This is a genomic window from Burkholderia sp. AU45251, assembly GCF_030482905.1.
Classification (GTDB): Bacteria; Pseudomonadota; Gammaproteobacteria; order Burkholderiales; family Burkholderiaceae; genus Burkholderia; species Burkholderia aenigmatica.
In genome coordinates this window covers 108,537-130,823 of the sequence record NZ_JAUJQH010000008.1, presented here as the reverse complement: position 1 = coordinate 130,823, position 22,287 = coordinate 108,537, and the positions used below count along the sequence as shown (strand labels likewise).

Annotated in this window: 21 protein-coding genes and 1 pseudogene; 11 read left to right on the top strand and 11 right to left on the bottom strand. The window is 65.1% G+C overall.

Annotated features, from left to right (window positions below; all coding sequences use genetic code 11):
- The first annotated feature begins 193 nt into the window (after positions 1 to 193).
- From QZM67_RS18330 to QZM67_RS18320, 3 genes are all read left to right on the top strand, one after another.
- Positions 194 to 1,987, top strand: coding sequence for an ATP-dependent endonuclease (locus tag QZM67_RS18330; protein ID WP_301805573.1), 1,794 nt, complete (start codon positions 194 to 196; stop codon positions 1,985 to 1,987).
- Positions 1,988 to 2,131: 144 nt separating this feature from the next.
- On the top strand, positions 2,132 to 2,680 hold the full coding sequence (locus tag QZM67_RS18325) for a hypothetical protein (RefSeq protein WP_301805568.1): 549 nt from the start codon (positions 2,132 to 2,134) through the stop codon (positions 2,678 to 2,680).
- Positions 2,677 to 2,958 carry a hypothetical protein gene (locus QZM67_RS18320; protein ID WP_301805566.1) on the top strand — a complete coding sequence of 94 codons (282 nt, stop codon included), beginning with the start codon at positions 2,677 to 2,679 and terminating at the stop codon, positions 2,956 to 2,958. Before QZM67_RS18325 ends, QZM67_RS18320 begins: the two co-directional genes overlap by 4 nt.
- 85 nt (positions 2,959 to 3,043) lie before the next feature.
- Here QZM67_RS18320 and QZM67_RS18315 read toward each other — a convergent pair whose 3' ends face one another.
- Both QZM67_RS18315 and QZM67_RS18310 read right to left on the bottom strand, forming a co-directional pair.
- Positions 3,044 to 4,018 carry a LysR family transcriptional regulator gene (locus tag QZM67_RS18315; RefSeq protein WP_175022046.1) on the bottom strand — a complete coding sequence of 325 codons (975 nt, stop codon included), beginning with the start codon at positions 4,016 to 4,018 and terminating at the stop codon, positions 3,044 to 3,046.
- 181 nt (positions 4,019 to 4,199) lie between these two features.
- Positions 4,200 to 5,171 (bottom strand): GlxA family transcriptional regulator, encoded by a 972-nt coding sequence (locus QZM67_RS18310; protein WP_301805561.1) that lies wholly within the window; start codon positions 5,169 to 5,171, stop codon positions 4,200 to 4,202.
- A 117-nt stretch (positions 5,172 to 5,288) separates the two neighbouring features.
- Between QZM67_RS18310 and QZM67_RS18305 the strand changes: the two genes are divergently transcribed.
- A complete protein-coding gene (locus QZM67_RS18305) occupies positions 5,289 to 5,972 on the top strand; it encodes a DJ-1/PfpI family protein (protein WP_301805558.1) in 684 nt (227 codons plus the stop codon).
- Positions 5,973 to 6,039: 67 nt separating this feature from the next.
- Positions 6,040 to 6,351: a cupin domain-containing protein gene (locus QZM67_RS18300; protein ID WP_301805555.1), complete on the top strand. Its 312-nt coding sequence runs from the start codon at positions 6,040 to 6,042 to the stop codon at positions 6,349 to 6,351.
- Between the two features lie 58 nt (positions 6,352 to 6,409).
- On the opposite strand, the gene QZM67_RS18295 is transcribed toward QZM67_RS18300, so the two are convergent.
- Positions 6,410 to 6,694, bottom strand: a complete 285-nt coding sequence (locus tag QZM67_RS18295) for a PAAR domain-containing protein (RefSeq protein ID WP_301805552.1) — start codon at positions 6,692 to 6,694, stop codon at positions 6,410 to 6,412.
- A 153-nt stretch (positions 6,695 to 6,847) separates the two neighbouring features.
- A complete protein-coding gene (locus tag QZM67_RS18290; protein ID WP_301805774.1) occupies positions 6,848 to 7,234 on the bottom strand; it encodes an MAPEG family protein in 387 nt (128 codons plus the stop codon).
- 426 nt (positions 7,235 to 7,660) lie between these two features.
- Between QZM67_RS18290 and QZM67_RS18285 the strand changes: the two genes are divergently transcribed.
- A complete protein-coding gene (locus QZM67_RS18285; protein ID WP_301805550.1) occupies positions 7,661 to 10,768 on the top strand; it encodes a transglycosylase domain-containing protein in 3,108 nt (1,035 codons plus the stop codon).
- 34 nt (positions 10,769 to 10,802) lie between these two features.
- On the opposite strand, the gene QZM67_RS18280 is transcribed toward QZM67_RS18285, so the two are convergent.
- A complete protein-coding gene (locus QZM67_RS18280; protein ID WP_043190717.1) occupies positions 10,803 to 11,150 on the bottom strand; it encodes a GFA family protein in 348 nt (115 codons plus the stop codon).
- 154 nt (positions 11,151 to 11,304) lie between these two features.
- Between QZM67_RS18280 and QZM67_RS18275 the strand changes: the two are divergent.
- Positions 11,305 to 11,564: pseudogene (locus tag QZM67_RS18275) on the top strand (DUF1272 domain-containing protein).
- A 27-nt stretch (positions 11,565 to 11,591) separates the two neighbouring features.
- Here QZM67_RS18275 and QZM67_RS18270 read toward each other — a convergent pair.
- A complete protein-coding gene (locus QZM67_RS18270; RefSeq protein WP_301805771.1) occupies positions 11,592 to 12,224 on the bottom strand; it encodes a FadR/GntR family transcriptional regulator in 633 nt (210 codons plus the stop codon).
- 222 nt (positions 12,225 to 12,446) lie between these two features.
- On the opposite strand from QZM67_RS18270, the gene dgoD reads away from it, so the two are divergent.
- A complete protein-coding gene (gene dgoD / locus QZM67_RS18265; protein ID WP_043190713.1) occupies positions 12,447 to 13,595 on the top strand; it encodes a galactonate dehydratase in 1,149 nt (382 codons plus the stop codon).
- A gap of 152 nt (positions 13,596 to 13,747) precedes the next feature.
- Here dgoD and QZM67_RS18260 read toward each other — a convergent pair whose 3' ends face one another.
- Positions 13,748 to 14,680 carry a CopD family protein gene (locus QZM67_RS18260; RefSeq protein ID WP_301805545.1) on the bottom strand — a complete coding sequence of 311 codons (933 nt, stop codon included), beginning with the start codon at positions 14,678 to 14,680 and terminating at the stop codon, positions 13,748 to 13,750.
- Between the two features lie 192 nt (positions 14,681 to 14,872).
- A complete protein-coding gene (locus QZM67_RS18255; protein WP_143331030.1) occupies positions 14,873 to 15,061 on the bottom strand; it encodes a hypothetical protein in 189 nt (62 codons plus the stop codon).
- Between QZM67_RS18255 and QZM67_RS18250 the strand changes: the two genes are divergently transcribed.
- The 3 genes from QZM67_RS18250 (at position 15,060) to QZM67_RS18240 (ending at position 18,730) form a co-directional block, all read left to right on the top strand.
- Positions 15,060 to 15,824 carry a c-type cytochrome gene (locus tag QZM67_RS18250; RefSeq protein ID WP_301805542.1) on the top strand — a complete coding sequence of 255 codons (765 nt, stop codon included), beginning with the start codon at positions 15,060 to 15,062 and terminating at the stop codon, positions 15,822 to 15,824. The two genes, QZM67_RS18255 and QZM67_RS18250, sit on opposite strands and share 2 nt — an antisense overlap.
- Positions 15,825 to 15,843: 19 nt before the next feature.
- Positions 15,844 to 17,142 (top strand): cytochrome c, encoded by a 1,299-nt coding sequence (locus tag QZM67_RS18245; protein ID WP_043190707.1) that lies wholly within the window; start codon positions 15,844 to 15,846, stop codon positions 17,140 to 17,142.
- Between the two features lie 127 nt (positions 17,143 to 17,269).
- Positions 17,270 to 18,730 carry a DEAD/DEAH box helicase gene (locus tag QZM67_RS18240; protein ID WP_301805539.1) on the top strand — a complete coding sequence of 487 codons (1,461 nt, stop codon included), beginning with the start codon at positions 17,270 to 17,272 and terminating at the stop codon, positions 18,728 to 18,730.
- Here QZM67_RS18240 and QZM67_RS18235 read toward each other — a convergent pair.
- The 3 genes from QZM67_RS18235 to QZM67_RS18225 all read right to left on the bottom strand — a co-directional run bounded on the left by QZM67_RS18235 (position 18,724) and on the right by QZM67_RS18225 (position 22,095).
- Entirely contained in the window at positions 18,724 to 19,230 is a 507-nt protein-coding gene (locus QZM67_RS18235) for a hypothetical protein (RefSeq protein WP_175022053.1), read from the bottom strand. The two genes, QZM67_RS18240 and QZM67_RS18235, sit on opposite strands and share 7 nt — an antisense overlap.
- 70 nt (positions 19,231 to 19,300) lie before the next feature.
- Complete coding sequence (locus tag QZM67_RS18230) at positions 19,301 to 20,128, bottom strand: ferritin-like domain-containing protein (RefSeq protein WP_043190698.1); 828 nt, start codon at positions 20,126 to 20,128, stop codon at positions 19,301 to 19,303.
- 326 nt (positions 20,129 to 20,454) lie between these two features.
- Positions 20,455 to 22,095 (bottom strand): gamma-glutamyltransferase family protein, encoded by a 1,641-nt coding sequence (locus QZM67_RS18225; RefSeq protein ID WP_301805535.1) that lies wholly within the window; start codon positions 22,093 to 22,095, stop codon positions 20,455 to 20,457.
- Between the last annotated feature and the right edge of the window lie 192 nt (positions 22,096 to 22,287).

The window sequence follows — 22,287 nt, the reverse complement described above, 5'->3', positions numbered from 1 at the left end:
TGCCAGGATAAAGAATAGCTGCCGCCCCCACCTCCGCGCCGCTCAAAAATGCACGCGCTCGTCAAGCGACCGAGCATCAAAATCTGGAAATGCTTTGGGTTATTGCGTGTCGACCATTGATGAGTCACACTTACGATTGATTGACGGATCACCACAACACATATATTTTTATTTTTCACGCCACGGGGAAAACATGAAGATTCAGAGCTTCGAGATCGAGAATTTCAAAGGAATAAAAAGAATAAAAATCGACTTATCTGACAATTCCCCCGGAAATATAAGCACTCTCGTAGGCTTAAATGAAAGTGGAAAAACAACCGTCCTTGAAGCGCTTTCCGTTTTCGGAACTGCAGATACGGAAACTGCGAATCTAGTCGGAACCGTACACGAAAAAGCCCCATTAATCGATCTAATCCCAAAGGACAAAAAAGCCGCCTTCACAGGAAAAATCATAATACGCGCAATCGTAAAACTCAACAAATCCGACATCGACCACGTAAGAGACGCGTACAAAAAACAAGACTTTCAATTAAAAGACGATTTTTCTCTCGATATGCTAGTAATCGAGAGAAATTATGTCTTCAAGGATAGTTCATACATCGAAACTCGAACCAACTGGAGTGTCGATTTCGAATTACGAAAATCCGGGGCAAAAGCATTCAAGGAATATAATGGGCGCCCTTCTGAAAAGAAAGAAGATAAACAAATTTGGATGATAGGTATAAATGCTTTCCGAGAACGACTACCAAAAACCGTTTACTTCCCCACCTTTCTTTTTGGATTTCCAGACAGAATATATCTGAAAGATATCGGAGACGATGTCAACAATTATTACCGGAAAATAATCCAGGACGTTCTTGACAGTCAGGGCAATGGCTTAAATATAGACAATCACATAGTGGCCAGAATAGATCGGGTTAAAGAAAAGCACGGGAAAAATCCAAATTTTCTATCCTATCTATTTGCAAGCGATGAAAAAAAGCAAATCGATGCAGTCCTTCAGAAAGCTTCGGCAGAAATGAGTCGAGTGATCTTTGGATCATGGAACGAAATCTTTGGGCGAAAGACGACGGGAAAAAGGGTTCAAATTGATTGGCTACTAGACTCGGAAAAAGAAAACACACCATATGTTGAGGTCTCGATAATCGACGGAGAGTCAACATACAAATTGTCAGAGCGATCCCTCGGATTTCGTTGGTTTTTTTCATTTCTCCTTTTCACACAGTTTCGCGTAAGCAGAAAAAACGAAGCCGGAACTATATTTCTTTTCGACGAACCCGCATCGAACCTTCACTCTCGCGCCCAAATAAAACTCCTTGATAGCTTCTCAAAGATTGCGAGAGGAACAACATACATCGTTTACTCAACGCACTCACATTACATGATAAATCCGAGATGGCTGGAGCGCGCATATATTATTAGAAACGAAGCTGCAGACTACGATGCAGATGATGCCCTCGATTACTATGAACCAAGGGAGAGCGATATAAAGTCCATAAAATATAAAACTTTCGTAGGATCGCACCCCAACCTCACAACATATTTTCAACCGGTTTTAGATGCGCTCGACGTCTCGTTTAGCCCTTTGATCAGCGCTAAACGTGCGCTGATCGTCGAAGGTAAATTTGACTACCACCCTTTGATGTTTTTCGCGAAGAAAATGTGCACGCCAAACATCAAATTTGACATATTCCCAGCAACCGGATCAGGTGCAATCGTTCCATTGATTAGCTTGTTTCGTGGCTGGGGGGTGAATTTCCGGATCTTACTCGACGGAGATGGCGCCGGAAAGAAAGAGAAATCGAGATATATCGAGGAACATTATATTCAGGAAAATGAAGCAAGGTGCTTGAGTGATTTCGATGAAGTATTTGACGGCAAAGCATTGGAAGCAGCCTACCAAGAAGATGTGATTGAAGCAGTAAAGAAACGCTTTGATATTGACAAAATAAAAAAGCGCATTTTTCAATGTTCTTTCAGGAACTAGTAGCAACGGGCGAGCATGCCGATTTCCCAAAAACAGAAGAAAAACTGAAATCTCTCGTGGCCTGGATTAGCACGCAGTTTGCCTGACCTTCAAGTACGCCCGCACAGTCGTGTGTGATTGCTGCTCTTGCCCTTCGCTCTCTAGATGAGCGAAGGGCTGCTAGAAATTCATCCCAAGTTGACCGGATGCTCGCATCTGCTTTTTCATGATGATTTATCGTCGCGTTGTACGATTACTAATTCAACACACCGCAGACGGATTGCAGGCGTCGCGGTTGCCGCGGCCGTGATGGCGGGTGTGCGCTACATGTCATCGCCGGGTGACCTGGACAAGAGCGAGATTGACGAGATTCTGAAAACCGCGCTTGCGGACAAGAACACGGCTCCGACGGACGCCTGCGTCACCTTGAGCGGCGCCGAGCTGCCCGCCGACGTCACCGCTGCGAGCTTGCTGAGAGTGGACGGAGTGGTCAGGAAAGACGTGCAGGCGCTCATCTACCGTGGCCTGATTACCATCAAGTTCGACGCCGGCAATGGGAAGCCAACCGTCCGGAATCCGGATTACGAGCCGAGCGAAAAGCATGTGCGCTTGAGCCACATCGAACTCACCGCATTCGGAAATGCCGTACTACAGGTAATCACGAACTCGAGTCGACCGATCCTTCGTCACCCGGCGGGAGCGTCCTGTACATGATCAACCTGTTCTGCGCGCACGTTTCATATGGCGGCGTCGAAAAATTCATGACGCCCTCCAAGAATCCGTTCGACGACAATCCGCATCTGGTGACGTGGGTCAATTTCCTGTGGAAACCGGACAAGCAAGCGACGCCGTGGCTGGCAGACCCGGACCTGCTGGGCGCGCTGTCGTTCTATCCCGAGGACGATGGCTGGGCCCACAAGGGGATTCTCCTCGAGCGGGACGACAACGCGCACTGGGCGCTGGGCAACAATCCGTACACCATCCGCTGGTAGCGGCGGCCTCCCCACGCGTGCCGGCGGCGCGCGCCGGAATCCACGATGGCCGGCAACACGGCCACCCGGGCAGCAGCCTGACGCCTTACGCCGCCACCGCGCCCCTCTGCACCTTCGCCGCCTGCGCCCCCACCCGCCCGCGCCAGTTCTCCCCGCCCTCCAGCGACGGCGTCGACTCGAACACCTCCGCGATCCAGTCGGCGAACACGCGCACCTTCTGCGACAGATGCCGGTTGTGCGGATAGACGATCGAGATCGGCTTCGGCTTCGGATTGCAGTCCGGCAGCACCTCGACCAGCGAGCCGTCGAGCAGGTTCGGCAGCACCATGAACAGCGTCGGCTGGATCATCCCGAACCCCTCGAGCCCGCACGTCACATAGGCATCCGAATCGTTGACCGTGACGCTCCCGTTCATCCGCACCTCGAACGGCTTGCCGTCGATCATGAACACCCACGGAATCGCGCGCGCGCCGTGGCTCGAACGAAAATTCACCGCATGATGCTCGGCAAGATCGGCAATCTCGTGCGGCTCGCCGTGACGCGCGAGGTAGTCGGGCGACGCGCAGGTCACGCGCTTCAGCATCCCGATCCGCCGCGCGACCATCGACGAATCCTCGAGCGGCCCGACCCGGATCATGCAGTCGATGCCCTCCTCGACCGGGTCCACGTAGCGGTCGGAGAGCCCCAGTTCGAGCGTGATGTCCGGGTAGCGCTGCCGGAAAATCGACAGCGACGGCAACACGATGCGCCGCCCGAGCGAACTCGGCATGTGGACGCGCAGCACGCCGCTCGGCTTGCGGTTGCCGGTCTGGAAACTCGCGTCGGCCTCCGCGATCTCCGAGATGATCTTCATGCAATGCTCGTAGTACGCCGCCCCTTCCGGCGTCAGCGACAGCCGGCGCGTCGTCCGGTGCATCAGGCGCACGCCGAGCAGCGCCTCGAGGTTCTGGATGATGGTCGTCACCGACGCGCGCGGCATCGCGAGCGTATCGGCCGCGCGCGTGAAGCTGTTCGCGTCGACCACGCGGGTAAAAACTTCCATTGCCTGGATTCGGTCCATGCTGCTCCCCCTTCGAATCGCCAACGAAACAGAATAGAGCGCGCGACGGGCGCGGCACAAGCCCCCACCTATTGTTCTACGATCCTGAATAATTTCCGAATTTCGGACTGGAAAGCGATCGATTTCCGTGCAGTCTCTCGCGGCAATCGTTCCGGCCCCGACCCCGGCCGCACGGCGTGCGTTACCGCACGAACCGCTCCCGATACCCCTGCGGCGACACGCCCAGCACGCGCACGAAACAGCGTCGCAGCGTTTCCTCCGAGCCGAAGCCGCAACGCGCGGCGATCCGCTTGACGGGCCATGCCGTTTCGCCGAGCAGGCGTTGCGCGGCCTCGACGCGGATCTGCTCGACCGCGCGCGCGGGTGTGCGGCCGGTTCCCGCCCGGTAGTGGCGCACGAAGCTGCGTTCGCTCATGCGCACGCGCTCGGCCAGCGCGGGCACCGACAGGTCGGCCGTCAGGTGCTCGGCCATCCACGCGTGCAGTTCGCCGAACCGGTCGTCGGTGCACTGCATCGACAGCATCGTGCTGAACTGCGCCTGTCCGCCCGGACGCTTCAGGAACACGACGAGTTCGCGCGCGACGTCGAGCGCGGTGGCCCGACCGAGATCCTCCTCGACCAGCGCAAGCGCGAGATCGATGCCGGCCGTCACGCCGGCCGAGGTCCACAGCGCGCCTTCGCGGATAAAGATCGGATCGGACTCGACGCGCACGTTCGGATAGCGCGCCGCGAATTCGTCGCAGCGCGCCCAGTGCGTGACCGCACGCCGCCCGTCGAGCAGGCCGGCCTCGGCGAGCAGGAACGCGCCGGTGCAGACCGATGCCACGCGCCGTGTGCGCGCCGCCTGCTGCCGTACCCACCGCACCAGCCGCGCATCCTTCGATGCCGCATGCACGCCCTTGCCGCCGGCGACGATCAGCGTATCGGGATGGCGCGCCGCCGAACGCAGCGATTCCGCCATCACGACGAGGCCCGACGACGTCTCGACGGGCCCCGCATCAGCCGCAATGACGCGCGGCGCATACGGCGCCGGCTGGCCGCGCTCCAGCGCAAGCTCGTTGACGGACGCAAACACCTGCAGCGGCCCCGACACGTCGAGCAGCTGCGCGCGAGGGAACGCGAGGACCAGGATCGAACGCGGAGCGGCAGGCATGGCGATTGGCTGAAAACGTGGGTGATATGGCAATTTCGCCAAACACTACGCGCCTAGAATCGATCTGTCCATCCCGTGCCCGCAATGGTTCGTTCCCCTTCCTCTCGGAGTCTTCGCATGACCCTGCATATCGGCTTTCTCGTGTTTCCGGGCGTCCAGCAACTCGATCTCACCGGCCCGCACGACGTGCTCGCGTCGCTGCCCGACGCCACCGTCCATCTGGTCTGGAAGTCGCGCGACACCGTCGCGTCGAGCAGCGGGCTCGCGCTCGCGCCGACCTGCACGTTCGACGACTGCCCGCCGCTCGACGTGATCTGCATTCCGGGCGGGATCGGGATCAACGAGTTGCTGCTCGACGCCGAGACGATCGCATTCGTGCAGCAGCGCGCCGCCACCGCGCGCTACGTGACGTCGGTCTGCACGGGGGCGCTGCTGCTCGGCGTGGCCGGTCTACTGCGCGGGCGGCGCGCGACGACGCACTGGGCGTTCCACGCGCTGCTCGAACCGCTCGGCGCGGTGCCCGTGCGCGAGCGCGTCGTACGCGACGGCAACCTGATCACGGGCGGCGGCGTCACGGCCGGCATCGACTTCGCATTGACGATCGCCGCGGAACTGGCCGGCGACGAAGAAGCGCAGGCAATCCAGCTGCAACTCGAATACGCGCCCGCCCCGCCGTTCGACGCCGGCTCGCCCGACACCGCGCCGGCAGCGGTCGTGAAGCGCGTCACCGAACGCTCGGCGGCCGGCTTCGCGAAGCGCAAGGAGACGATCGAACAGGCGCTGCGCGCGATGTCGCGCTGAATGCGGACGCCAGGAAATTGACGCGAAGACTGGAAGACGACGCGCATTCGCGCCGGAGAACTCATCGATGAACATCATCCGCAGCGCCGCGTTCACCGCAGACCGCGCGTGGGGCGCGCTCGACATCGCGAACCTCAACGGCATCTCGGTCCGCCTGCACTGGACCGATCAGCCGTATCGATGGCATGTAAACGACGGCGAGGAAGTGTTCGCGGTGCTCGACGGTCGCGTCGAGATGCGCTATCGCGATGCAGGCGTCGAGCACGCGACGGTACTCGAAACGGGTGACGTGTTCCATGCGGCGGCCGGCGCCGAGCACGTCGCGCATCCGCTCGGCGAAGCACGCATCCTCGTGATCGAAACCGAAGGCAGCGTCTGACGGCCGGCGGCGATATGCCGACGCCGCGCGGGTGGCAACCGCCTCCGCGCGGCAGGTGTCATCCGGTGATCGTCCCGGTGGCCTGCGACGCGATCAGCTTCGGCTGCGGCGTGCACAGGCACTGGCACAGGTCGTGTTCGAGCGCGACGACCTTGCCCATCACGGCCATCGTCCGCTCGCCGCCGTCGGACACGATCACGCCCGGCGACTTGCAGGCGGCGCAGAACACCGGCGCGCCAAGATAGGCGAGTTCGCGTCCGTCGAACGACGAATTGGCGATCCCGTCGAGCACGACACCGCCGTGGTCGGTCGTGTCGCCCTTCAGAATGAATTTGCGGCTCATGTTGCCGGTTCTTCCCTCGGAATCGCCGTGCAGCGCGGCAGCGCGCAGGCAGTCGGAATCCGCCCGTCGATCGCGGGCGTCCCGCGAGCATATCACCGCCCGCCGCAACCACCGCCGTCAGGACTTGTACCGTATGTCGCCGGATGCCGCCGTTCAGACGAACAGCGCGACGCACAACGCGGCACCGCACAGATACGTGCCGAGCGCGCCGACGAAACGCACGGGATTCGGGTTGGCCATCGTCGGCCAGGCGAGCAAGCCGATCACCAGCAGACAGCGGCACGCGGTCGCCGCGACGATCAGCGTCAGGATCGTGCGCGATGGATCGTGTGCGCCGAAGTAGAGAAACAGCACCGCGAGAAACGGCGCGTATTCGGCCGTGTTGCCGTGCGCGCGCACGATCTTGTGCAACCCGTTCGCCGGATCGGGCGCACACCCGGAACCGGTGGTGCAACGGAAGCGCGTGACGGACACGACGAGGCCGAGCCCGAACAGCAGCAACCCGAGGATGGCCGTGCAAACGAGCACGACGGGGTGGATCGGCATGGGACTCCCGGCAAAAACGGAAATGCGCCGCACATCCGGCGATCGTACCCGTGGCCGGCTCGCGCGGCTATCACGGAAACCCGCAGCATCGCCGTTCGCCGGACACAATTTTACGGTCGGGTTCCGATCCCAATTGTCGCTCCGCCGCACCGCACGAATCCGGTGCATTGCCCGCCTGCCCGGCCGTCCGGGCCTGCCCGCCGACACGCCCGCCACGCGGGTGCCTCGGCACGAAACGCGCAAACGTTGCCCTGCGACGGCATGCACCACCGCGACGCAACGCGGGTTACAGCGCGTCACAGGCACGCGCGTTGCGTCGACGCATCTCGGTAGTGAACGCCCTTGGCAGCCCGCTGCGGAGGACTACACTAATCCTTAATGGGGTGCGGCCGGAGCCCGTGCCTTCAGGGAGACGCCGCCATGAATCGGCCGCTGAATCGTATCCTGCCGCGCGTGACCGGTCTCGCATCGGTCTGGACGTGGATCAAGTGGTCTTTGCTGGCCGCGCTGCTGATCGCCGTGGCGATCGTTGCGCGACTCGTGCAGAGCGAGATCGAAACGTCCCGGCTGCAGGCGCACTACCTGTCCGAGCTCACCCGCGATGTCGGCTACACGGTCGAGACGGGCCCGAGCGATCACATCCGCTTCCCCGCCAACGGTCCGTACGACCAGCGCCTCGGCTACGCGATGATTCCGGCGTTCCAGGAGCGGCTGCTCGCGCGCGGCTTCGTCGTCAGCAAGCAGGCGCGCGATTCGCAGCGGATGCTGTTGCTCGGCGATCGCGGGCTGTTCCTCCCGTTCGAAGAGAAGGACCAGGCGGGCCTGATGCTGTTCGACTCGACCGGCGCGCCGCTGTTCACGACCGCGTTCCCGCAGCGCGTCTACGCCGACTTCGACATGGTGCCGCCCGTGGTCGCGAATTCGCTGCTGTTCATCGAGGATCGCTACCTGCTCGACGCGAACGAGCCGAACCGCAACCCGGCGATCGACTGGGGGCGCTTCGGCCGCGCGGTCGCCGACCAGGCGTTGCACGTCGTCAACCGCCATCAGGCACGCCCGGGCGGCAGCACGCTCGCGACGCAGATCGAGAAGTTCCGCCATTCGCCCGAGGGCCGCACCGCGACGCCGCCCGAGAAGCTGCGGCAGATCGCGTCCGCATCGGTGCGCGCGTACCTGAACGGCCCGCAGACGATGCCCGCGCGCCGCACCATCGTCGTGCGCTACCTGAATTCCGTCCCGCTCGCCGCACGGCCGCATGTCGGTGAAATCACCGGCATCGGCGACGGTCTCGCCGCGTGGTACGGCCGCGACTTCAACGACGTGAACCGCATCCTGTCCGCGCCGACGACCGGCGACAACGTCGACGAACAAGGCAAGACGTTCCGCGAGGTGCTGTCGCTGATCATCGCGCAGCGCGCGCCGTCGTACTTCCTCAACCGCGGCTATCCGGCGCTGCAGAAGCTGACCGACAGCTACCTGCGGCTGCTGTCGAACGGCGGCGTGATTTCGCCCGCGCTGCGCGACGCCGCGCTCGCCGCGCAAATCGAACGCAGCGCGCCGCCAGCCGCCGCGCACGTGCAGTCGTTCGTGTCGCGCAAGGCCGTGACGTCCGCGCGCGCGTCGCTGCTGTCGGCACTCGGCATCAGCGATCTGTACCAGCTCGACCAGTTCGACCTGCAGGCGACCAGCACGCTCGACAACGGCGTGCAGCAGGCGGTCGCCGAACGGCTCGCCCAGGCATCGACGCGTGACGGCGCGCAGAAAGCGGGCCTGTACGGTTTCGAGATGCTCGCGCCGAAGGACGACCCGGCGCACCTCACGTATAGCTTCACGCTGTACGAACACCGCAACGGCGCGAACTTGCTGCGCGTGCAGACCGACAGCGTGAACGAACCGTTCGACGTCAATCGCGGCGGCCGCATCAACCTCGGCTCGACCGCGAAGCTGCGCACGCTGATCACGTACCTGCAGATCGTGTCCGACCTGCATGCGCGCTACGCGAACCTGTCGAACGCGGAGCTGGCCCGCGTGAAGCCCGACCCGATCGACGGGCTGTCGCACTGGGCGCTCGACTATCTGTCGCATACGCGCGACCGCTCGCTGCAGGCAATGCTCGACGCGGCCGTCGAACGCAAGTACTCGGCCAGCCCCGACGTGTTCTACACGGGCGGCGGCGCGCAGGTGTTTTCGAACTTCGAGAAATCGGACAACGGCCGGATCCTGACGCTGCACACGGCGTTCGAGCACTCGGTCAACCTCGTGTTCGTGCGGCTGATGCGCGACATCGTCCACTACGAGACGCTGCAGGCGGCCGGCCCGTCGTCGTCGTGGCTCGACGATCCCGAGCAGCGCCAGCATTACCTGCAGCAGTTCGTCGACGGCGAAAGCCAGGTCTACGTGAAGCGTTACTACACGCGCTATGCGGGCAAGGCGCCCGACGACGCGCTCGCGCTGATGCTGAAGGACGTGCGCAAGTCGCCACCGAAGATCGCGACGGTGCTGCGCAGCGTCGCGCCGAACGAATCGCTCGCGTGGTTCGATGCGCAGATGCGCGCGCAACTGAAGGGCACGCCGGCCGCCACGCTGTCCGACGACGACCTCGCCAAGCTCTACGCGAAGTACGCGATCGACCGCTTCAACCTCAACGATCGCGGCTATATCGCGAGCGTGCATCCGCTCGCGCTGTGGACGCTCAACTACCTGCGCGCGCACCCGGGCGCATCGCTCGCCGATGTCCAGCGCGACAGCCACGATGCGCGTTTCTACACGTACTCATGGCTGTACAAGACGCGCTACCACGCGACCCAAGACCGCCGCATCCGCCGCATGGTCGAACTGCGCGCGTACGCGGAGATCACGAAGGCGTGGCGCGCGCTCGGTTACCCGTTCGCGGAGGTCACGCCGTCGTATGCGGCCGCGATCGGCGCATCGGGCGACCAGCCCGACGCACTCGCGAAACTGATCGGCCTGATCGCGAACGGCGGCCAGAAAGCGCCGACCGAGACGATCACGCGGCTCGATTTCGCGAAGGGCACGCCGTACGAGACGCGCTTCGTGCGCGCGGCCGCGCAGCCGCAGCCGATGCTGTCGCCGGAGATCGTCAACGTGGCGCACACGCTGCTGCGCGACGTCGTGCTCAACGGCACCGCGCGCCGCCTCGCGGGCGGCTTCACGCTGCCCGACGGCAAGACGCTCGACGTGTACGGCAAGACAGGGACCGGCGACCAGCGCTTCAACGTCTATGCGCGCGGCGCTCGGCTGATCGAGTCGCGCAAGGTCAATCGCAGCGGCACGTTCGTGTTCGTGCTCGGCGACCGGTTCTTCGGGGTCCTGACCGCAACGGCGCATGAACCGTATGCGGCGCGCTACGACTTCACGAGCGCGATGGCCGTGCAGTTGCTGAAGTCGATGGCGCCGGCGCTCGCGCCGCTGATCGAACGTCCGGCCGGCACCGGCACGCGCACCGCGGGCCCCGCCCCGCAGGCGGAAACGCCCGCGCCGGATGCCGCTGCCGCGCAACCGTCCTGACGGCCACGCGACCCTTCATGCGCCGACGCGCCGCTCAGTGCGAGCGGCCGTCGTAGTGCGTGACCGGCAGCGCGTCGAGATCGACATCCTCGAGACAGCGCACGTTGATCGCGGCCATCGCGGTGCCGTTCGGGTGGACGCCTTCGCCGAACGTGTGAATCCCGCAGCGCTTGCAGAAACGGTGCTTGATCACGTGCTTGTTGAACATGTAGGTCGCCAGGTTCTCGTCGGGCGTGAGCAGCGTCATGCTCGTGCGCGGCACGAACCACATCAGCGCGCCCTTGCGCTGGCAGATCGAGCAGTTGCACGCCATCACGCCCTGCAGGTCGCCTTCCGCCTCGAACTTCACGTCGCCACAGTGACAGCTTCCGCGATAAAGCATGGTCGTCTCCCGGTGCGGCCCGTGCGCATCGACGGCGCCCCGTCGGGACACCGTTGGCCAGGCCGATCCAAGCGGGTACAGTAGCGCGCACATGCGCTGCACGCAATGTCCGGCGGCGCCCGTCCCGACCCTGCCCGAACCAAGAAACACCGTCATGCTCGAACTGCGCCCCGGCTGCGAATGCTGCGACAAGGACCTGCCGCCCGATTCGGCGGACGCGCGCATCTGTACGTTCGAATGTACGCGGGCGGCGAGCCGTTCTGCGCGACCTGCGCCGACGACGTGCTGAAGGGCCGCTGCCCGAACTGCGGCGGCGACCTGGTCGTGCGCCCGCGGCGGCCGGCGAGCCTGCTCGCGAAATACCCCGCGTCGACCGAGCGCATCCACAAGCCGGGCGGCTGCGCGAACGCCTGACGGCGCCGCACCGCTCGCCCGTGCCCGTCACGACATCTCGATCCGCGCGCGCGTCACCGCGAGCAGCGCCGCCATCGCGCTGCGCGCACCGTCCTCGTCGCGCACGCGGATCGCGTCGCTGACGGCCGTGTGCTCGGCGAGCGACGCGTTGTACACGTCCGCGCGGCGCGCATTCAGGTGCAGCTGCGCCTCGAGCGTGCGATCGATCAGCGTGCCGAGCGGCACCAGCAGCTCATTGCCGCCGGCCTCGAGCACGCTCAGGTGAAAACGCAGGTCGGCGCGCACCCATTCGTCGACGTTGCGCGCGGCGGCCATCGCGCGCGCCGCGCCGTCGATCGCGTCGAACGTGTCCGGCGTATGCATGCGCGCGGCGAGCGCGGCCGCGTAGGGCTCGACCATCTCCCGCATCTCCTGCAGCTTCAGTGCGAACGCGAGCGGTGGCGCAACGCGCGCGTACCAGTCGAGCAGGTCGGCGTCGAGCAGGTTCCATACGCCGCGCGGCCGCACGCGCGTGCCGATCTTCGGCCTCGATTCAACGAGCCCCTTCGACGTGAGCGTACGCAGCGCCTCGCGCATCACCGTGCGGCTCACGCCGTACATCTCCATCAGGTCGGGCTCCCTCGGCAGCAGCGACTCGGGCGGGTAGTCGCCGCGCAGGATCGCCGTGGCGAGCCGGAAGGCCGTCTGTCCATGCAGGTCGCGTCGAATGATCGTTCTCCGTTATGCCGGCACCCGGGCGGGCCGGCTGCCCGCTATCTCACTATCTGCACAATAGTGCTATTAATACTATTTTTTACCGGGCTACGCTAGGATGACCGCGAAAGCACGCGACCGTGCGCCGCGCCCGACTGCCCGCGCCGGTCAACCCTGGAGACCCGCATCGTGAAAATCACCCGCCTCGAAACCTTCGTCGTCCCGCCGCGCTGGCTGTTCCTCAAGATCGAAACCGACGAGGGGATCGTCGGCTGGGGCGAGCCGATCGTCGAAGGCCGCGCGCATACGGTCGAGGCCGCGGTGCAGGAACTGGCCGACTACCTCGTCGGCCGCGATCCGCTGCTGATCGAGGATCACTGGCAGGTGATGTACCGCGCGGGCTTCTACCGCGGCGGCCCGATCATGATGAGCGCGATCGCGGGCGTCGACCAGGCGCTGTGGGACATCAAGGGCAAGCATCACGGCGTGCCCGTGCATGCGCTGCTGGGCGGCCAGGTGCGCGATCGCATCAAGGTGTACTCGTGGATCGGCGGCGACCGGCCGAGCGACGTCGCGAACAATGCGCGCGCGGTGGTCGAGCGCGGCTTCAAGGCCGTGAAGATGAACGGTTCCGAGGAGCTGCAGATCGTCGACACCTACGACAAGGTCGAGCAGGTGATCGCGAACGTCGCAGCGGTGCGCGACGCGGTCGGCCCGCACGTCGGGATCGGCGTCGACTTCCACGGCCGGGTGCACAAGCCGATGGCGAAGGTGCTCGCGAAGGAGCTCGACCCGTACAAGCTGATGTTCATCGAGGAGCCGGTGCTGTCGGAGAACGTCGAGGCGCTGCGCGACATCGTCAACCAGACCAACACGCCGATCGCGCTCGGCGAGCGGCTGTACTCGCGCTGGGACTTCAAGCACATCCTCGCGGGCGGCTACGTGGACATCATCCAGCCCGACGCGTCGCACGCGGGCGGCATCACCGAGTGCCGCAAGATCGCGACGCTCGCGGAGAGCTACGACGTCGCGCTCGCGCTGCACTGCCCGCTCGGCCCGATCGCGCTTGCCGCGTGCCTGCAGCTCGACGCGGTCAGCTACAACGCGTTCATCCAGGAGCAGAGCCTCGGCATCCACTACAACCAGGGCAACGACCTGCTCGACTACCTGCGCAACCCCGAGGTGTTCCGCTACGAGGATGGCTTCGTCGCGATCCCGCAGGGCCCGGGGCTCGGCATCGACGTGAACGAGGAGAAGGTGCGCGAGATGGCGAAGACGGGCCACCGCTGGCGCAACCCGGTGTGGCGCCACGCGGACGGCAGCGTCGCCGAGTGGTAAGCACGGCGCGCGACTGCGGCCCGCGCGGTCGGTATCGATTCGAGAACGGCTGCCCGACGGGCAGCCGTTTTTGCATGCGCGCTGCGACGCCCGGCACGTGCCGGGTGCGCGCGGGCGGCCTTGCGGCGCGCCCCTCCGCGCAAGCCCTGCCGTCAGCCGAGGGCCGCGAACCCCGGCACGCTGAACGACAGCACGGCTGCCGCGACGAACACGCCGATCATCGTCAGCGCTTCGAGATGCAGGATGTTGCGGAACGTGTGCGCATCCTCGGTCGATGCGGTGCGGCGCAGGCGCGGCAGTGCCGAGAAGCGGTTCAGGCCGCCGAGCACGAGCGCGAGCGCGACGAGCAGCAGCTTCAGCAGCAACACGCGCCCCCACGTGCTGCCGTCGAGCGGCGCGAGCGAACCGCCGAGCCCGCGAATCGCGTTGAGCGCGCCGGTGCCGAGCACGAAGACGACCGAGACGATCGACGTCCGCGACAGGTGCTGGCCAATGCGGATCAGCGCGCCGCGCGCGACCGACGAACCGAGCGCCGGCAGCACCGCGAGCCCGCCCGCGAGCACGAGGCCGCCCCACACGGCCGTCGCGAGCAGGTGCAGTGTCTGTACGCCGACCGCCGCGGACAGCGCGCCCGTATCGGCCGCATGGCCGAGCGACGCCTTGCCGGCCGCGACCACGATCACCGCGAGCCACAGCACCGCATGCGCGACCGGGCCCTCCGGCTTGGCCAGCGCGACGATCGCGAGCACCACGGCGCCGCCGAACGCGACGCTCCACGCGAAGCCCGTATGCGTCTGCGTCAGCATGACGGGAATCGCGGCGAACGCGCCGCCGAGCCCCGCCCCGCTCATCGTCGCGGCCTCGTAGACGAGCCAGCCGAGATCTGCAAGCACCAGCGCCAGCGCCGCCGCGGCCAGCGAATGTTGCGCGCGCAGCCAAGCAGGATGCGACGGCGCGACGACCGGACGGGCGCCGTCCTTGCCGAGCCATGCCTTGAGCAGCGCCGAGCCGACCGCCATCGCGAACGCGGCGTCCATCAGTGCCGCGAGCGCGACCTGACCGATCCACAAGCTGTCGAACTTCATCGCGCACACCCTCCCGAAAGCGGCAGGCCGACGGAGCGGCGGCAACGGGACGGACAGCGTGAGGAAGGCAACGGCACGGTAGAAAACGTCATCGATGAATCCGGAAACGGGAGAAATGACTGGACCTGCGGCGGAGGCGCCGCCGCGCGACCCGCGAGTGTACGGTCTTCGATGGTGAAAACGCACGCCGGTTCACACCAGCACGTCGCAATGCGCGTCAAATTGTCGCAAGTCGCAAACGGACAGGAACCGATGACCTTTTGCCAAATAGCCGTCATTACCCATCGATGATAGAATGCCGCGTCGCAGCAGCCCGGCTGCCTTGCCGTCATGCGCCGAGCCGATCGTAGCCCGGACAACAGGTCCCCGTCGAATAAACATGGAGTCTCGTGTGTCTTCAAGACGCCTCTTCCGTCCGCTGCTCGCCGTTCTGATGTTCGGCAGCGCGGGCCTTATGAGCGCTGCCCAAGCGCAGACCAAGCCCACGGAGCAAGCGCAAGCCCAGCAGGCGCCGCTCAAGGCACCCGATACCATGGCCGAGCGCGTGCGCGGCTGTACGGCCTGCCATGGTGTCCATGGCCAAGGCACCGACAACGACTACTTCCCGCGTCTTGCCGGCAAGCCGGCCGAGTACCTGTACAACCAGCTCGTCAACTTCCGTGACGGCCGGCGCAAGTACCCGCCGATGAACTACCTGCTGACGTACCTGAACGACGACTACCTGCGCGAAATGGCCGAGCACTTCTCGGCCGAACGCCCGCCGTATCCGGCACCGGCGAAGCCGACGCTGCCGGCCGCGACGCTCGCGCGCGGCAAGCAGCTCGTCACGCAAGGCGATCCGTCGCGCAAGCTGCCGGCCTGCGTGGCCTGCCACGGCGCGACGCTGACCGGCATGCAGCCGGCGATCCCGGGCCTGGTCGGCCTGCACGCCGACTACCTGAGCGCGCAGATCGGTGCATGGCGTTCGGGCAACCGTCACGCGAAGGCGCCCGATTGCATGCATGAAGTCGCTTCGAAGCTTTCCGACGAAGACGTGACCGCCGTGACCGCATGGCTCGCCGCGCAACCGGCGCCCGCCAACCCCGTGCCGGCTCCGGCGCGTTCGATGAAGACTCCGCTCGCCTGCGGCAGCGAACCGCAATAAGGCAAGGGAGACAGACACAATGAAACGCAAGTCCCTGTTTGCACTCTCGGCCGTCGCGATCGTCGCGGCTGCCGCCCTCGTGCCGGTCCTGTGGCCGGGCAACGACACGCTGCACGGCGCTTCCGCCGTCGCGGCCACGCCGGCCGACCAGGCCGCGCTGATCAAGAAGGGCGAATACCTCGCGCGCGTCGGCGACTGTATCGCGTGCCACACCGTGCGCGGCGGCAAGTCGTTCGCGGGCGGCCTGCCGATGGCGACGCCGTTCGGCACGATGTACACGCCGAACATCACGCCGGACGACAAGGATGGCATCGGCAAGTGGACGTCGGACGACTTCTACCGCGCGATGCACACCGGCCGTTCGAAGGATGGCAGCCTGCTGTACCCGGGCTTCCCGTTCGCGAGCTACACGAAGGTCACGCGTGCGGATTCCGACGCGATCTACGCGTACCTGCGCTCGGTCGCGCCGGTATCGGTGCCGAGCCGTCCGCATGAACTGAAGTTCCCGTTCAACAACCGCAACCTGCTGATCGGCTGGCGCACGCTGTTCTTCAAGGAAGGCGAGTACAAGCCGGATCCGACCAAGTCGGTTGAATGGAACCGCGGCGCGTACCTCGTCGAAGGCCTCGGCCACTGCTCGATGTGCCACACGTCGATCAACATGATGGGCGGCCCGGTGAGCTCGGCAGCCTTCGCGGGCGGCCTGATTCCGCTGCAGAACTGGTATGCGCCGTCGCTGACGAACGACAAGGAACTCGGCCTCGGCGACTGGCACGTTGAAGAGCTCTCCAACCTGCTGCAGGCCGGCGTGTCGAACAAGGGCGCCGTGTTCGGCCCGATGGCGGACGTCGTGCACAACAGCCTCCAGTACATGAACGACGAAGATACGCGCGCGATGTCGACGTATCTGAAGTCGATCCCGCAGAAGGCTGAAGCGCCGAAGAACATGCAGTACGAGCCGTCGAAGCAGTTCGGCAACGCGCTGTTCGACCAGGGCAAGAAGATCTACGCGGACAACTGCGCGACCTGCCACGCTGCAACCGGCGCAGGCAAGCCGCCGGCGTATCCGCCGCTCGCGGGCAACCATTCGATCGTGATGGAATCGGCAGTCAACCCGATCCGCATGGTGCTGAACGGTGGCTATCCGCCGAGCACGTTCAAGAATCCGCGTCCGTACGGGATGCCGCCGTTCGCACAGTCGCTGTCGAACCAGGAAGTTGCGGCGGTCGTCACGTATATCCGGATGTCGTGGGGCAACAACGGTACGCCGATCTCGCCGCAACAGGTGAGCGACCTGCGTTCCGCGCCGCTCGACTAAGAAGCGGCTGACACAAACGGGGCGCGGCTGCGGGAAACCGCGGCCGCGCCCTTTTGCATTTTGCGATGTCACCTCCCGCGCGGGCCGCGCGAGACGTCGCCGATCATAAAACTGAAGAGTGGTATCTATGTCTTTCGAATCTCTCGGCTTGGCCGAACCGCTGGTCAAGGCGGTCAACGAGCTCGGCTACACGTCGCCGACCCCGATCCAGCAGCAGGCGATCCCGGCCGTCCTCGGCGGCGGCGACCTGCTCGCCGGCGCGCAGACGGGCACCGGCAAGACCGCCGGCTTCACGCTGCCGATCCTGCAACGCCTGCATACGTTCTACGCCGAGCATCGCGGCGCGAAACGCGCGGTGCGCGCACTGATCCTCACGCCGACGCGCGAACTCGCCGCCCAGGTCGAGGAAAGCGTCCGTGCGTACAGCAAATACCTGAAGCTGCGCTCGACCGTGATGTTCGGCGGCGTCAGCATCAATCCGCAGATCGATGCGCTCAAGCGCGGCGTCGACATCGTCGTCGCGACGCCGGGCCGCCTGCTCGACCACATGCAGCAGAAGACGATCGACCTGTCGGATCTCGACATCCTCGTGCTCGATGAAGCCGACCGGATGCTCGACATGGGCTTCATCCACGACATCAAGCGCGTGCTCGCGAAGCTGCCGCCGCAGCGCCAGAACCTGCTGTTCTCGGCGACCTTCTCCGATGAGATCAAGGCGCTCGCCGACAGCCTGCTCGACTCGCCCGCGCTGATCGAAGTCGCCCGCCGCAACACGACCGCCGAAAGCGTCGCGCAGAAGATCCACCCGGTCGACCGCGATCGCAAGCGCGAACTGCTCACGCACCTGATCCGCGAACACAACTGGTTCCAGGTGCTCGTGTTCACGCGCACGAAGCACGGCGCGAACCGGCTTGCGGAGCAGCTGACGAAGGACGGCATCAGCGCGATGGCGATCCACGGCAACAAGAGCCAGTCGGCCCGCACGCGCGCGCTGGCGGAGTTCAAGAACAGCACGCTGCAGGTGCTCGTCGCGACCGATATCGCCGCGCGCGGGATCGACATCGACCAGTTGCCGCACGTCGTCAACTTCGACCTGCCGAACGTGCCGGAAGACTACGTGCACCGGATCGGCCGCACGGGCCGCGCGGGCGCGACCGGCGAAGCCGTGTCGCTCGTGTGCGTCGACGAAAAGCAACTGCTGCGCGACATCGAGCGGCTGATCAAGCGCGAGATTCCGCAGGAAGTGATCGCGGGCTTCACACCCGATCCGAACGCGAAGCCGGAGCCGATCCAGCAGCGCCGCGGCCAGCAGCAACCGCGCGGCGGTGGCGGTGGTGGCGGCGGCGGCAATCGCCAGCCGCGTGCAGGCGGCTCAGGCCAGCCGGCCGCGAAACGCGAAGGCAACGCGCAACCGAAGGCTTCTCAGCAGAAGGCCGCGAAGCCGCGCACGCAAGGGCAAGGCGGCGCCGGCGGCAGCGGCAGCGGCGGACGTCCGGCCGGCGGCGGCAACAGCGCACGCCCGGCGAGCGGCAATGCCGCGCACCCGAACCGCAACCGTTCGTCGCGCAGCGGCCAGCGCGGTCACTGAAGCCGCGCGGCCGCGCGCCGCAGGTGCTCGACCTGGCGTTGCCAGCGCGCGAGCACCGCGGTGCGCTCCCCTTCCAGCGTGAACGTGACGCCTGTCGCGAGACGCGCATAGCCGACCCGCTGCGCATCGCCGTGCGCGATCGTCGCAGCGAATCCGGCCAGTCCGCCGAAGTCTCCTTCGAGCGGCGCCATCCTCAATTGCGCCTGAAAGAACGCACCGTCCGCGACGAGCGTCAACGCGGCCGTACGCCGTTGCGCGATCGCGCGCGCCGCACGCGATTGCGGCCAGAGCGCCAGCAGCAGCGTGCGCGCATCGTGCGCGTAGATCTCGCCGACGCCGAGCAGTGTCGTGCGCAACTGGCCATCGTCGGTTGCGACGATCAGCGAGGCGGCGACGTCGGCATGACGCTCGAGCGCGGTGCCGTCGAACAGCGAGACGACGGCCGGCGGCCACGCATCGAACGTCCATTGTTCGAGCGCGTGGCGATGGGTATCGGTCATGATGGCGTGGCCCCGGTGGAAAGCGGATGAAGACCCCGCAGCATACGCGCGTCGGGCCGCGCCGCGGCGATCAGCGCAGGAACACGTGCCGCGTGATCTTGGTGAGCGGATAGTGGACGCCCGGCTGGATCTTCGCGGGCAGGTCGAGCGGCTTGAGCAGCATCTTCACGCACATGTCGGCCGACAGGTTGCGCCGCACGAGCTTGCTGATGCGCGCGGCGCGCTCGCGGTTGTACTGGCTGTCGCCGACACGATCCGGATAGCGGACCGCGAACACGTGGCGCAGCGCGATCTCGGAATCCTCGTTCTTGATTTCCATCACGCGGCGGGCCAGCGCGCCGAGCACCGCGAGCCGGCCATTGCCTTCGAGCTGGTTGTACTTCTTGAAGAACTTGAAGAAGTGCTTGTAATGACGCACTTCGTCCGTGCGGATGTTGTCGGTGATTTCCTTCAGCACGGGCTCGTCCGAGCATTCGTTGATCGCGCGATAGAGCGTGGCCGTGCCCGTCTCGACGACGCAGCGCGCGACCATCTCGAGCGCACGGGTCTTCTCGAACGCCTCGACCTTGCAGGTCTTCGAATACTCGGCGAAGAAATTCGCGAACGCGGTGTCCCAGTCGAACTCCGGCCACACGTGCGCGATGTACGCCTTCAGCGCGCGCCCGTGCTGCAATTCTTCGTGCTCCCATGCATTGTTGAGCCATGCGGAGACTTCCGGATCGTCGTTGAAGAACTGGCTCAGATTGCTCGTGTAGAGATCCGAGCCGCTTTCGATGAACGACGACGCGCACAGCAACAGCAACAGATCCTCGTTCGCGGCGGCACGCTGACGATCGATCCGGTTCAGATCGATGTCCTCGATGCGCCACGGCATCACATGCGTCGTTTTGGTGTCCATGGTGGTGCGCTCCCAGTCGTCGCGCGGGGGCCGGCCCATGCCTTCGGCACAGGCGCCAACCGTCCCGCAGGCGGCGTTTTACTTGCGTTATATAGTGGATTGGTCCGGCCGAACCATGCTGGCATCTTAGCCGGACTTTGATGTTCGTGCTCCAAGCACTGACCATACCCGACCAGCGCAGTTCCACGCCGTCTGTTGCCGTTGGTTAGACGAGTCCTTCAAACCGCTTGCGCCCGCTCGCCGATACGGCCGCAGCAAACGAAACGGGCGGCCGTTCGGCCGCCCGTGAAGCGCAGGAAATGCCGGCGAAAGCCGGCAGCAATCCGTCAGAAACCCGCTGCCAGACCGTCGCGCCGGCTGTCGCTCGCGGCCACGTAGCCGCGTTCGCGATCGTCGCGATCGAGACGCCAGATGAACTGCCCCGAACCGAAATCCATGTAAGGATCGTCGATCGACTTGATCGTATGGCCGCGTGCGGCCAGTGCCTCGACGGTCGCGCGATTCATCGTCGCTTCGACGTCCAGCGTGAAGTCGCGATTGACCTTCCAGCGCGGCGCATCGCAGGCAGCCTGCGGTTGCTGCCCGTAGCCGAGCATTCGCACGACGGTCTGCAGGTGCCCTTGCGGCTGCATGTCGCCGCCCATCACGCCGAAGCTCATCACGGCCTCGGTGCGGCCGTCGACCTCCTCGGTGACGAACGCAGGAATGATCGTGTGAAACGGCCGCTTGCCGCCCGCGACGACGTTCGGCGAAGCCGGGTCCATCGAGAAGCCGTGCCCGCGGTTCTGCAGCGCGATGCCGGTGCCGGGCACGACGAGCCCCGAGCCGAAGCCCATGTAGTTCGACTGAATGAAGCTCACCATCATCCCGCGCTCGTCGGCCGCCGACAGGTAGACCGTGCCGCCCGAATGCGGCCGGCCGGCGCCGAAGTGCGTCGCGCGCGCGGGATCGATCAGCTTCGCGCGTTCGGCGAGATACGCGTCGTCGAGCATCTGCTCGGGCGTGACGTCCATCGCGCGCGGATCGGCGACATAACGATAGACATCGGCGAACGCGAGCTTCATCGCTTCGATCTGCAGATGCTGCGAGTCGACCGAATCGACTGGCCATTCGGTCAGGCCCGCGTGCTCGGCGATCCCGAGTGCGATCAGCGCGGCGATGCCCTGCCCGTTCGGTGGAATCTCGTGGATCGTGTGGCGGCCGAAGCGCTTGCCGATCGGTTCGACCCATTCGGGCCGGTAGGCGTGCAGGTCGGCGGCGGTCAGCGCGCCACCGCCTTCGCGGGAGAACGCGGCGATGCGCTCGGCGAGCGCGCCCTCGTAGAACGCGCGGGCGCCCTCCTCCTGCAGTGTGCGCAACGTCTGCGCATGGCCCGGCAGACACATGCGCTCACCCACCTGCGGTGCGCGGCCGTGCGGCATGAAGGTGTCCGCGAAACCCGGCAGCCCCTTGAGTTCCGGCACCGCGGCCGCCCACTTGTGCGCAACGATCGGCGGCACCGCATAGCCGCGCTCCGCGATCTCGATCGCCGGTTCGAGCAGGTCCGCGAACGGCAGCGAACCGAATTTCGCATGCAGCGCCTCCCAGCCCGCGATCACGCCCGGCACGGTGACGGTATCCCAGCCGCGCGTCGGCTTGTTCGCGATGCCGTTGCCCGCCTCGCCATGGCGCTGGCGGAAATAGTCGACGTTCCATGCGGCCGGCGCGACACCCGACGCGTTCAGCCCGGACAGCCGCTCGCCGTCCCACACGAGCGCAAATGCGTCGCCGCCGAGCCCGCACGACACGGGCTCGACGACCGTGAGCGCGGCCGCGGCGGCCAGGGCCGCGTCGACCGCGTTGCCGCCCTTCCACAGCATCCGCAGGCCGGCCTGCGCGGCGAGCGGGTGCGACGTCGACACGACGTTGCGCGCGAACACCGGAATACGGGTCGTCGGATACGGGTTGTGCCAGTTAAAGCCAGTCATCGGTTCCACCTCGTCGAAAGCTGAATGAACGCGCCGGACGCGCACCCGCGTGCGCGCGCAATCCGCCATTGCAGCGCGATCGGCGCAATCGCACAAATTCATTTGTCACATCAATCCATGCAGTTTTCGCATGAATATCGGGCAACCGTACCGGCCGGGCCGGCCTAACGCCGTTGCCGCCCTTACAATACC

Excerpts from the sequence above, each read along its gene's own strand:
- QZM67_RS18310 (WP_301805561.1), bottom strand. The coding sequence starts at position 5,171 with ATGCCTGCCGCTCCGCGTTCGATCCTGGTCCTCGCGTTCCCTCGCGCG.
- QZM67_RS18330 (WP_301805573.1), top strand. The coding sequence starts at position 194 with ATGAAGATTCAGAGCTTCGAGATCGAGAATTTCAAAGGAATAAAAAGA.
- QZM67_RS18280 (WP_043190717.1), bottom strand. The coding sequence starts at position 11,150 with ATGCTTTATCGCGGAAGCTGTCACTGTGGCGACGTGAAGTTCGAGGCG.
- QZM67_RS18320 (WP_301805566.1), top strand. The coding sequence starts at position 2,677 with ATGATCAACCTGTTCTGCGCGCACGTTTCATATGGCGGCGTCGAAAAA.
- QZM67_RS18255 (WP_143331030.1), bottom strand. The coding sequence starts at position 15,061 with ATGTTTATTCGACGGGGACCTGTTGTCCGGGCTACGATCGGCTCGGCG.
- QZM67_RS18225 (WP_301805535.1), bottom strand. The coding sequence starts at position 22,095 with ATGACTGGCTTTAACTGGCACAACCCGTATCCGACGACCCGTATTCCG.
- QZM67_RS18315 (WP_175022046.1), bottom strand. The coding sequence starts at position 4,018 with ATGGACCGAATCCAGGCAATGGAAGTTTTTACCCGCGTGGTCGACGCG.
- QZM67_RS18230 (WP_043190698.1), bottom strand. The coding sequence starts at position 20,128 with ATGGACACCAAAACGACGCATGTGATGCCGTGGCGCATCGAGGACATC.
- QZM67_RS18305 (WP_301805558.1), top strand. The coding sequence starts at position 5,289 with ATGACCCTGCATATCGGCTTTCTCGTGTTTCCGGGCGTCCAGCAACTC.
- QZM67_RS18295 (WP_301805552.1), bottom strand. The coding sequence starts at position 6,694 with ATGAGCCGCAAATTCATTCTGAAGGGCGACACGACCGACCACGGCGGT.
- QZM67_RS18235 (WP_175022053.1), bottom strand. The coding sequence starts at position 19,230 with ATGACCGATACCCATCGCCACGCGCTCGAACAATGGACGTTCGATGCG.
- QZM67_RS18325 (WP_301805568.1), top strand. The coding sequence starts at position 2,132 with ATGAGCGAAGGGCTGCTAGAAATTCATCCCAAGTTGACCGGATGCTCG.
- QZM67_RS18250 (WP_301805542.1), top strand. The coding sequence starts at position 15,060 with ATGGAGTCTCGTGTGTCTTCAAGACGCCTCTTCCGTCCGCTGCTCGCC.
- QZM67_RS18245 (WP_043190707.1), top strand. The coding sequence starts at position 15,844 with ATGAAACGCAAGTCCCTGTTTGCACTCTCGGCCGTCGCGATCGTCGCG.
- QZM67_RS18300 (WP_301805555.1), top strand. The coding sequence starts at position 6,040 with ATGAACATCATCCGCAGCGCCGCGTTCACCGCAGACCGCGCGTGGGGC.
- QZM67_RS18260 (WP_301805545.1), bottom strand. The coding sequence starts at position 14,680 with ATGAAGTTCGACAGCTTGTGGATCGGTCAGGTCGCGCTCGCGGCACTG.
- QZM67_RS18285 (WP_301805550.1), top strand. The coding sequence starts at position 7,661 with ATGAATCGGCCGCTGAATCGTATCCTGCCGCGCGTGACCGGTCTCGCA.
- QZM67_RS18240 (WP_301805539.1), top strand. The coding sequence starts at position 17,270 with ATGTCTTTCGAATCTCTCGGCTTGGCCGAACCGCTGGTCAAGGCGGTC.